At 60.0% G+C, this 10,100-nt stretch carries 9 protein-coding genes and 1 tRNA gene; 8 read left to right on the top strand and 2 right to left on the bottom strand.

Annotated features, from left to right (window positions below):
• Positions 1-207 precede the first annotated feature (207 nt).
• From EC919_RS05165 to ychF, 8 genes are all read left to right on the top strand, one after another.
• A complete protein-coding gene (locus EC919_RS05165; protein ID WP_133771874.1) occupies positions 208-1,935 on the top strand; it encodes a tetratricopeptide repeat protein in 1,728 nt (575 codons plus the stop codon).
• Between the two features lie 4 nt (positions 1,936-1,939).
• Positions 1,940-2,557, top strand: a complete 618-nt coding sequence (gene lolB / locus EC919_RS05160; protein WP_133771872.1) for a lipoprotein insertase outer membrane protein LolB — start codon at positions 1,940-1,942, stop codon at positions 2,555-2,557.
• A 2-nt stretch (positions 2,558-2,559) separates the two neighbouring features.
• The gene (ispE, locus tag EC919_RS05155) at positions 2,560-3,411 is read left to right on the top strand and encodes a 4-(cytidine 5'-diphospho)-2-C-methyl-D-erythritol kinase (RefSeq protein WP_133771870.1); all 852 of its coding nucleotides are present in this window, start codon (positions 2,560-2,562) and stop codon (positions 3,409-3,411) included.
• Positions 3,412-3,447: 36 nt separating this feature from the next.
• Positions 3,448-3,522 (top strand) — tRNA-Gln (locus EC919_RS05150).
• A gap of 47 nt (positions 3,523-3,569) precedes the next feature.
• Positions 3,570-4,511 (top strand): ribose-phosphate pyrophosphokinase, encoded by a 942-nt coding sequence (locus EC919_RS05145; RefSeq protein WP_037018241.1) that lies wholly within the window; start codon positions 3,570-3,572, stop codon positions 4,509-4,511.
• A 140-nt stretch (positions 4,512-4,651) separates the two neighbouring features.
• The gene (locus EC919_RS05140) at positions 4,652-5,263 is read left to right on the top strand and encodes a 50S ribosomal protein L25/general stress protein Ctc (RefSeq protein ID WP_065991778.1); all 612 of its coding nucleotides are present in this window, start codon (positions 4,652-4,654) and stop codon (positions 5,261-5,263) included.
• 74 nt (positions 5,264-5,337) lie between these two features.
• Positions 5,338-5,922 (top strand): aminoacyl-tRNA hydrolase, encoded by a 585-nt coding sequence (gene pth / locus EC919_RS05135; protein WP_133771868.1) that lies wholly within the window; start codon positions 5,338-5,340, stop codon positions 5,920-5,922.
• A 21-nt stretch (positions 5,923-5,943) separates the two neighbouring features.
• Positions 5,944-7,044: a redox-regulated ATPase YchF gene (gene ychF, locus EC919_RS05130; protein WP_065991776.1), complete on the top strand. Its 1,101-nt coding sequence runs from the start codon at positions 5,944-5,946 to the stop codon at positions 7,042-7,044.
• A 123-nt stretch (positions 7,045-7,167) separates the two neighbouring features.
• On the opposite strand, the gene EC919_RS05125 is transcribed toward ychF, so the two are convergent.
• Both EC919_RS05125 and EC919_RS05120 read right to left on the bottom strand, forming a co-directional pair.
• Positions 7,168-7,824 carry a class I SAM-dependent methyltransferase gene (locus EC919_RS05125; protein ID WP_133771866.1) on the bottom strand — a complete coding sequence of 219 codons (657 nt, stop codon included), beginning with the start codon at positions 7,822-7,824 and terminating at the stop codon, positions 7,168-7,170.
• Between the two features lie 148 nt (positions 7,825-7,972).
• Positions 7,973-10,030, bottom strand: a complete 2,058-nt coding sequence (locus tag EC919_RS05120) for a methyl-accepting chemotaxis protein (RefSeq protein ID WP_133771864.1) — start codon at positions 10,028-10,030, stop codon at positions 7,973-7,975.
• Positions 10,031-10,100: the final 70 nt, after the last annotated feature.

Raw genomic sequence — 10,100 nt, 5'->3', positions numbered from 1 at the left:
GGGAGGACAACCACCGCAATACATTCAGAACGTCCGCAGCACGCTATTGTCCCTATACAGGTTGCGTATCACCGCGTTCGGGCTGCGACAAAATGTCCGCGCGCACGCTGTAGATTGAGCGTATCCAGATTTCGCGCGGGCTGTGGGTTTGCTCCCGGCCTTGTGTCATGATGCTTCCAAACCGCAGGTAAGCCGCCCCTCTTCTATATGAATAAATCCTCCGCGCTGTTCCTTGCCCTTGTCGCTCTGAGTGGCTGCCAGTCTACGTCCTCCGTTTCTACGGAGCCCTCCGCTCCGGCGAAAGAAGCGCCGTCTGCCCCCGAGGCCAAACCTCAGGTGTATGGCTCGTTCACTCAGGAAACCGTCGTCAGCCTGCTGACTGCCGAGCTTGCCGGCCAGCGCAACCGCTTCGACATCGCGCTGGACAACTACGTGACCCAGGCGATCCAGACCCAGGATCCGGGGATTTCCGAGCGCGCCTTCCGTATCGCCGAGTACCTGGGTGCCGATCAGGCCGCCCTCGACACGTCGATGATCTGGGCGAAAAACGACCCGAGCAATCTCGAGGCACAGCGCGCGGCAGCCATCCAGCTGGCGCGGGCCGGGCGCTACGACGATTCCATGCGCTATATGGAGAAGGTCCTTCAGGGCCAGGGCGACACGCATTTTGATTTCCTCGCGTTGTCGGCGTCGGAAACCGACTCCACGACGCGCAAGGGGCTGATTACCAGCTTCGACCGCCTGTTGGCGAAATACCCGAAAAACGGCCAGCTGATCTTCGGCAAGGCGCTGCTCCTTCAGCAGGAGGGCGACAGTGCCGCCTCGCTGAAACTGCTCGAAGACAACCCGCCGGGTGAAGGCGAAGTGGCGCCTATCCTGCTGCGCGCTCGCTTGCTGCAAAGCATGGACCGCGGCAAGGAAGCGATCCCGCTGCTGGAAAAGAGCATCAAGAAATACCCGGACGACAAACGTCTGCGCCTGACCTATGCGCGCATGCTGGTGGAACAGAACCGCATGGAAGACGCCAAAGTGCAGTTCTCCAGCCTGGTTCAGCAGTACCCGGACGACGACGAGCTGCGCTATTCACTCGCGCTGGTGTGCCTGGAAAACAAGGCATGGGACGAAGCGCAGGGCTACCTGGAAGACCTGGTCTCCCGCGGCAGCCACGTCGACTCGGCCCACGTCAACCTCGGCCGCATCTACGAAGAGCGCAATGACCCTCAAACCGCGCTGGCCGAATACGCTCAAGTGGGCCCCGGCAGTGACTTCCTGCCTGCGCAGCTGCGGCAGGCCGATATCCTCATGAGCAACGGCAGCACCGCTGAAGCGTCGAAGCGTTTGGCTCAGGCACGTGCCGACCAGCCTGATTACGCCATTCAGCTGTACCTGATCGAAGCCGAGACCCTGGCCAACAACAATCAGAGCGATCGCGGCTGGCAAGTGTTGAGTCAGGCGCTCAAGCAGTACCCGGACGACCTGAATCTGCTGTACACCCGCTCGATGCTGGCCGAGAAGCGCAACGATCTGAAACAGATGGAGAGCGATCTGCGGGCCATTCTCAAGCGCGAGCCGGACAACGCCATGGCATTGAACGCCCTGGGCTACACGCTTTCTGACCGCACGACGCGCTACGCCGAGGCCAAGGAATTGATCGAGCGTGCGCATCAGCTCAACCCGGAAGACCCTGCAGTTCTCGACAGCCTCGGCTGGGTCAATTACCGCCTCGGCAATCTGGATGAAGCCGAGCGCCTGCTGCGCCAGGCGCTGGAGCGCTTCCCGGATCACGAGGTCGCCGCGCACCTGGGCGAAGTCCTGTGGGCCAAAGGCGAGCAGCGTGAAGCCCGCAAAGTGTGGGCCAAGGCCCTTGAACAACAACCTGACAGCCCGGTCCTGCGCAGCACTATCAAACGCCTGACCGGCGCCGAGACCCTTTGAATTTATGCAATTGCGCCACGTACTCGTATTCAGTCTGATCGCCCTGCTCGCCGGCTGTGCCGGCATGTCCTCCCGCGAAGCCGTGCAAGGCAAGGGCGACGCCAATCAATGGCGTGTGAACAAAGAACAACTCAGCAGCCTCGACGGCTGGCAGATCAACGGCAAGGTCGGCATCCGCGCACCAAAGGACTCCGGCAGCGGCACGCTGTTCTGGCTGCAACGTCAGGATTACTACGACATTCGTCTGTCCGGCCCGCTGGGTCGCGGTGCTGCCCGGTTGACCGGTCGCCCTGGCGCGGTGTCGCTGGAAGTCGCCAATCAGGGCCGCTACGACGCGCCGGACCCGGAAACTTTGCTCAAGGATCAGTTGGGCTGGAGACTGCCGGTGTCGCATCTGGTCTGGTGGGTCCGCGGTCTGCCTGCGCCGGACAGCAAAAGCAACCTGACGCTTGACGGTGACAGTCGCCTGGCCAGCCTTGAACAGGATGGCTGGCAGATCGAGTACCTGAGCTACACCCAGCAAAACGGTTTCTGGCTGCCTGAACGCATGAAGCTGCACGGGCAGGATCTGGACGTCACGCTGGTCATCAAGGACTGGCAACCACGCAAACTGGGGCAATGAGCATGTCGCAAGCCCGACTGACACTGCCCGCCCCTGCCAAACTGAATCTCATGCTGCACATCACCGGACGCCGCGCAGACGGTTATCACGAACTGCAGACGCTGTTTCAGTTTCTCGATTACGGCGACGAACTCAGTTTCGCGCTTCGCAATGACGGTGAAGTGCGCCTGCAGACGGAAATTGCCGACGTTCCCCACGACAGTAACCTGATCGTCAGAGCCGCTCGCGCCCTCAAAGAGCAATCCGGTTGCCCGCTCGGCGTCGATATCTGGCTGAAAAAAATCCTGCCCATGGGTGGCGGCATCGGTGGCGGAAGCTCCGATGCGGCGACCACACTGCTCGGCCTGAATCATCTCTGGCAGCTTGGCTGGGATGAAGATCGCCTGGCGGCGCTGGGCCTCACGCTTGGGGCAGACGTCCCGGTTTTCGTGCGCGGGCATGCCGCTTTTGCTGAGGGCGTCGGCGAGATACTGACCCCTGCAAACCCCGAAGAACCCTGGTATCTGGTGCTGGTGCCGCAAGTATCTGTAAGTACAGCAGAAATTTTTTCAGATCCGCTGTTGACACGTGACACTCCGCCCATTAAAGTGCGCCCCGTTCCCAAGGGAAACAGTCGAAACGACTGCTTACCGGTTGTAACGAAGCGATATCCAGAAGTTGGTAACGTTTTGAATTTGTTAGGTAAATTTACCGAAGCAAAATTAACCGGAACTGGAAGTTGTGTGTTTGGGGCCTTCCCAAGCAAAGCTGAAGCTGATAAAGTCTCGGCCCTTCTTACAGAGACCCTTACAGGGTTTGTAGCAAAAGGCGCAAACATCTCGATGTTGCACCGGAAGTTACAAGCACTGCTCTAAAAGGAACCGAGTGCCAGGCACTCGTGCAACAGATACAGGGGCGTCGCCAAGCGGTAAGGCAGCAGGTTTTGATCCTGCCATGCGTTGGTTCGAATCCAGCCGCCCCTGCCATTTTCCTATAGTCATCCAGGCATACCCTAAGCCTCCAGGTACTGCGCGTGTCCAAGATGATGGTCTTTACGGGGAACGCCAACCCCGATCTGGCTCGGCGTGTCGTACGTCAGCTGCATATCCCTCTCGGTGACATCTCTGTTGGAAAGTTTTCCGACGGTGAGATTACCGCTGAGATCAATGAAAACGTTCGCGGTAAAGACGTCTTCATTATCCAGCCGACCTGCGCTCCGACCAACGATAACCTGATGGAACTCGTCGTGATGGCTGATGCCTTCCGTCGCTCCTCGGCCACTCGTATCACTGCTGTAATCCCTTACTTTGGTTATGCCCGCCAAGATCGCCGTCCGCGTTCCGCCCGTGTGGCCATCAGCGCTAAAGTGGTTGCGGACATGCTCACCGTCGTCGGTATCGACCGTGTGCTGACTGTCGACCTGCACGCTGACCAGATTCAAGGGTTCTTCGATATTCCCGTAGATAACATCTACGGCTCCCCGGTTCTGGTGGATGACATTGAAGACCAACGCTTCGAAAACCTGATGATTGTCTCCCCGGATATCGGCGGCGTCGTGCGTGCACGTGCCGTTGCCAAATCCCTGGGCGTCGATCTGGGCATCATCGACAAGCGCCGCGAGAAGGCCAACCACTCCGAAGTGATGCACATCATCGGTGACGTTGAAGGCCGTACCTGTATTCTCGTCGACGACATGGTCGATACCGCAGGCACCTTGTGCCATGCGGCCAAGGCGCTGAAGGAACACGGCGCTGCCAAGGTCTTCGCGTATTGCACACACCCTGTTCTGTCGGGCCGTGCGATCGAGAACATCGAAAATTCCGTGCTGGACGAACTGGTGGTAACGAACACCATCCCGTTGTCCGCTGCAGCACAGGCCTGTGACCGTATCCGTCAACTGGATATCGCACCGGTAGTCGCTGAGGCGATGCGTCGCATCAGCAACGAAGAATCGATCAGCGCGATGTTCCGATAAGGGCCCTGCCCTGCCGAACCATCCGTTGACGAAAAGCGCCCCGCCCCGACACTCAATGCCGGGGCGGGGCTTTTTTGCCCATACCGTGTCTGGCGCTGGTCGCAAACGCCGCTCGGTCATGGCTATATTGGAGATGCAAAATGAACGAATTTACTCTGAACGCCCAAGCGCGTACTGACCTGGGGAAAGGTGCGAGCCGCCGCCTGCGTCGTCTCGCCGCCTCCGTCCCAGCCGTTGTTTACGGTGGTGGCCAGGAAGCGACTTCGATCACCATCGAAGCCAAAGAACTCGCCAAGATGTTCGAAAACGAAGCTGCCTACAGCCACGTTATCGAGCTGAACATTGCTGGCGCCAAGCAGAACGTCATCGTTAAAGCGATGCAGCGTCACCCTGCCAAGCAGTTCATCATGCACGCTGACTTCATCCGCGTTGTAGCTGGCCAGAAACTGACCGCTATCGTTCCAGTGCACTTCATCAACGAAGAAGCACCGGTCAAGAAAGGCGGCGAGATCTCGCACACTACCACTGAGCTGGAAGTGACCTGCCTGCCAAAAGACCTGCCTGAGTTCATCGAAGTTGACCTGGGCGCTCTGGAAATCGGCGACAACGTTCACCTGTCCGACGTTAAAGCACCTAAAGGTGTTGAATTCGTCGCTCTGGCGCACGGCAAGGACCTGGACATCGCTAACGTCCACGCTCCTCGCATCGTCCAGGACGAAGAAGAAGGCACCGCAGAAGGCGAAGCCGAGTAATTATTACTCGCTAGCCGGTTGACCCGTGATGATGCTTGCCATCATCACACTCGACCCAAGGAAGAGCCCCTGACGTGACCGCCATCCAACTGATCGTCGGCCTGGGAAATCCAGGCCACGAATACGAACAGACCCGGCATAACGCAGGGGCTCTTTTCGTTGAGCGCATTGCCAGCGCACAGCGTGTCAATCTGACCGCTGACCGCAAATATTTCGGCCTGACGGCTAAATTCAGTCATCAGGGCCAAGACGTTCGTCTGCTGATTCCCACCACCTACATGAACCGCAGCGGCCAGTCCGTCGCAGCTCTGGCGGGTTTCTTCCGGATTCCTCCGCAAGCCATTCTGGTGGCCCACGACGAACTCGACCTGCCTCCGGGCGTCGCCAAACTCAAACTGGGTGGCGGGCACGGCGGGCATAACGGGCTGCGCGACATCATTGCGCAGCTCGGCAACCAGAACGGCTTCCACCGCCTGCGGCTTGGCATTGGCCACCCGGGCGACGCCAGTCTGGTGTCCAACTTCGTCCTGGGTCGAGCGCCACGCGCCGAGCAGGAAAAACTGGATGCCAGCATCGACTTTGCCCTCGGCGTGCTGCCGGATGTACTCGCTGGCGACTTCGCCAAGGCGATGCGCGTCCTGCACAGCCAGAAGGCCTGACATCACTCGAGGGGAAACACCATGGGATTCAACTGCGGCATCGTCGGCCTGCCCAATGTCGGCAAGTCCACCCTGTTCAACGCCCTGACCAAATCCGGTATCGCGGCGGAGAACTTTCCCTTCTGCACCATCGAACCGAACACCGGCATCGTGCCCATGCCGGACCCGCGCCTGCAGGCCCTGGCCGACATCGTCAACCCGAAGCGCATCCTGCCGACCACGATGGAATTCGTCGACATCGCCGGGCTGGTAGCCGGTGCATCCAAAGGTGAAGGCCTGGGCAACAAGTTTCTCGCCAACATCCGCGAAACCGACGCCATTGCTCACGTGGTGCGCTGCTTCGAAGACGAGAACGTGATTCACGTTTCCAACAGCGTCGACCCGAAGCGCGACATCGAGATCATCGATCTGGAACTGATCTTCGCCGACCTAGACAGCTGCGAGAAGCAACTGCAGAAGGTTACGCGCAACGCCAAGGGCGGCGACAAGGACGCAGTGGTCCAGAAAGGCCTGCTGGAGCAACTTATCGCTCACTTCACGCTGGGCAAACCTGCGCGCAGCCTGATGAAGAGCATGAGCGCCGATGAGAAAGCCGTGATCAAGGGCTTCCATCTGCTGACCACCAAACCGGTCATGTACATCGCCAACGTCGCTGAAGACGGTTTCGAGAACAACCCGCACCTGGATGTGGTTCGCGCCATCGCCGAAGAAGAAGGCGCGATGCTGGTGCCGGTCTGCAACAAGATCGAGGCGGAAATCGCCGAACTCGACGACGGCGAAGAAAAGGACATGTTCCTGGAGGCCCTGGGCCTTGAAGAGCCTGGCCTGAACCGCGTGATCCGTGCCGGCTACGAAATGCTGCACCTGCAGACCTACTTCACTGCCGGTGTCGAAGAAGTTCGTGCCTGGACCGTCCGTGTCGGCGCCACCGCGCCACAGGCTGCCGGCGTGATCCACACCGATTTCGAAAAAGGCTTCATCCGCGCTGAATGCGTCGCCTACAACGACTTCATTCAGTACAAAGGTGAAGCCGGTGCCAAGGAAGCAGGCAAATGGCGCCTGGAAGGCAAGGACTACATCGTCAAGGACGGCGACGTTCTGCACTTCCGCTTCAACGTCTAACGCGCTCGTGGCTATCCACGAACCCCGTTGAACGTCAAAGCCCGCGCATCACTCCGTGATCCGCGGGCTTTGTGCTTTCTGCGGTTTGCATCCGCTTGCACAACGCACCTGTCGCGGCACGGTTCAGACGATCGGTTGCGCTGCGCGAAACAGCATAACCACGCCTTCGCGTTTGAGCGTTACGTCGCGAAAGTGCGTCCGCAAATGCGCTTCGAAACCGGCCTGCGTGTCCTGGCTATTTCCGAAGATGCCTTTCTTGTTGTACACCGCCATCAGCTTGCGGCCGAAGCCGTTATGTCCTGCCTCATCCCCTAGAATCGTCGCGCCAAACAACGCGCCGTCCGGGTTCAAGTTGTGCTTGAGGTGAGCGAAGATCGCCGCCTTGGCGTCCAGCGGGCCAGGCAGGCAGTGCAGGAGGTAGAACAGGGATATCGAATCGAAACGCTCGTTCCCCGGGATCGGCGTCATGACGTCATGCTGAAGGGTGCGCGTGTCTGGCCGTCCGATTCTGCGCTTGGCAGCGGCGAGGCTGCTGGGGTTAAGGTCCATCAGAGTGATTTGGGTGTCCGGCGGCAGATTGGCTTTCGCCAGGTAATAGCCGGTGCCGACGCCGATATCCAGATGGTGTGCACGAATATTGGCGCGGAAGAACGGCAACAGCGCCTCATCGGTCGGGCAGCGCCAGGCATACCGATTGGAAATGCCGAGCACCCAGGCGTCGTATAACGCTAACGTCAGGGGTGAATAAACCGCCGCACCTGCGGCACTGCTATCGGTCATGGAAAAAATCCCCTACGGCGATGGGTTTCAAAAGACGATGTGCAAGCGACGAATCTTATACTTCGCAAGCCTTTCGTCTTTCAACCCACGCCGCACTCGCACGCAGGAGACGTGCACGCCAATCCTCCTCATGCCTTGCCTGCGCGACTTACCCCAACCGGAATCTCGCGGTGTTGTCACTCAAGGCCCGGCTGCCTTTTGTCAGGGTGTCTGCAGCCTGATTGACCGCACGCGCGCCGTCCAGCAAGCGGCCTGCAGCCTGATCCACCTGTTGGATGTTGCCGCTGACCTCGTCCGCCGTGGCGGCCTGTTCTTCAACTGCCGTGGCGATCTGCGCCAGGGTGTCAGTAACGATCTGTACGGCGCTGGCGATCTCTTCCAGCCGCTCGCCCAGCCCGGTCACCGATTGCGCATCACTCACTGCCTGACCACAGGCTGCTTCCATCAGGTTGACGGCCTGGCTGACGGTCGAGCGCAGGCTGTCCACGGTCCCGGCGATTTGCGCGGTCGACGCCTGGGTCCGCTGCGACAAACTGCGCACTTCGTCGGCGACCACGGCGAAGCCACGACCCTGCTCGCCCGCACGCGCCGCTTCAATGGCGGCATTGAGCGCCAGTAGATTGGTCTGCTCGGCGATGCCGCGAATGGTGTCCACCACGGACTGGATCTGCTGCCCCTGCTCGCTGACCTTGCTCAACGCGTTAGCGGTGTCGGTCAGCTTCTGGTTCAGTTGCTGAATGCTCGCCGTGGTGCGTTGACTGTCGCGGCTGCTGTCCTCGGCGATGCGACGAGTGGCCTGGGCGCTGCCGGACGCCGCTTCACAGCTGCGGGCGACGCCCATGGACGTCGCGGCCAGCTCGGTGGCGGCCGCCGCGATCTGGCTGATCTGCTGCTGTTGGTCTTCGACTTCGTTGAGCGTGCTGCCGGACTGCGCGTTGAGGGTCAGCACCGCAGAGCCCAGTTGCTGGGTTTCGTGGTTGACGCCCAGCAGACTGGTGCGCAGTTGCACCACCGCAACGTTGAGTGCGGTGCTGATGGCAGCCAGTTCGTCGCGCCCCTCGACGGCGACTTCGACGCACAGATTGCCGTCCCGCAGCGATTCGGCCAGCGTGGTGATGCCTTTGGCGCTGCGCTGGATTGACGCTTGGAGGCACATGAAGAGATACAGCGCTGCGAGAGCAAGAACGCTGAAAATGGCAGCCACCGGCACGAACTGCTGGGTGGCCTGTTCATGGTAATAATCGAGCCGGCTGGTGAGCGACGAGAGTGACTGCTTGCGCAGGGCCGCCAAGCCTTCGCTCACGCTGTCGACGCTGCGCTCGAACGCGGCCGGGTCGAGTTTGATGCTGCCGCCGAACACACCGTCGTCGAGCACTTTCAGTTCGGTATCGAGACGTTGGAGGCTGTCTTCATACTGACGCGTCCAGACCTCCATGCCGGGATAGGCCTTGGCTTTGAGCGAACCCACGGCCTTGACCAATTGATCACGGGCGTCGCCGATGCGACTGCGCAGGTCGCGCATCTGAAGACGGCTTTGCAACGAGAACTGCCCGGACGCGATCGACGACTGGCCGATACTTGCCATGCGCCCTACCCGCTCGACAAGGTCCGGCGCCTGCTGCGTGGCGATCTGCATCAACAGGTAGGTTTCAAGCCACGGATCGAGGATCAAACCGCTGTCCATGGCGATCTGTTCACGCAGACTTTGCAGCGCCGTAAGCGCAGAGGTAAAGCGATCGTAGCCATCCGGCCACCAGCCAACGGTGCGCAGGGATTCCGAATCCATACCTTTGACCGAGGCCTGCAGCGCTTGATACCGCGTCATGATGTCAGTGCTGGCGTTCTGTGCCTTGAGTTCATCACCAAGGGACGCAAGAGATCGGGTCAGTTCAGGGTTGGCAGCATCCAGTGCGTTCATGGCTGCCTTCGCGGCTGGCGTCGGATCATGGAGAATGTCAGCGGCCTTCCAGCGCGCGGCGCGGTTGCGCTGGGCCGTCAGCTGCACATCCAGCGCATCGAGCGCCATGAGCTGGCGCACACCGGCTTGCTCCTGAGAAATCACCTCCAGCTTGCTGCGGTAATCCTGCCCGATCATCCACAGGCTACCCGCAAGTGGCAAAATAAACAGAAAGAAGAGCACCTGAAACTTGCGCGCGAACCCGAGACGTCCGAGCAGTCGGATTCCTGGCGACAAAAGACTCTGCATAGCCGACTACTCCTCACCGACAAACGCTAAACGACGAATGATCATCGCTGGCCTGCCTTACATTCTTACC

This window comes from Pseudomonas graminis (assembly GCF_004364335.1).
Taxonomy (GTDB): domain Bacteria; phylum Pseudomonadota; class Gammaproteobacteria; order Pseudomonadales; family Pseudomonadaceae; genus Aquipseudomonas; species Aquipseudomonas graminis_D.
Note: the sequence above shows the minus strand (reverse complement) of the source record. Positions and strands in the feature narration are given on the sequence as shown.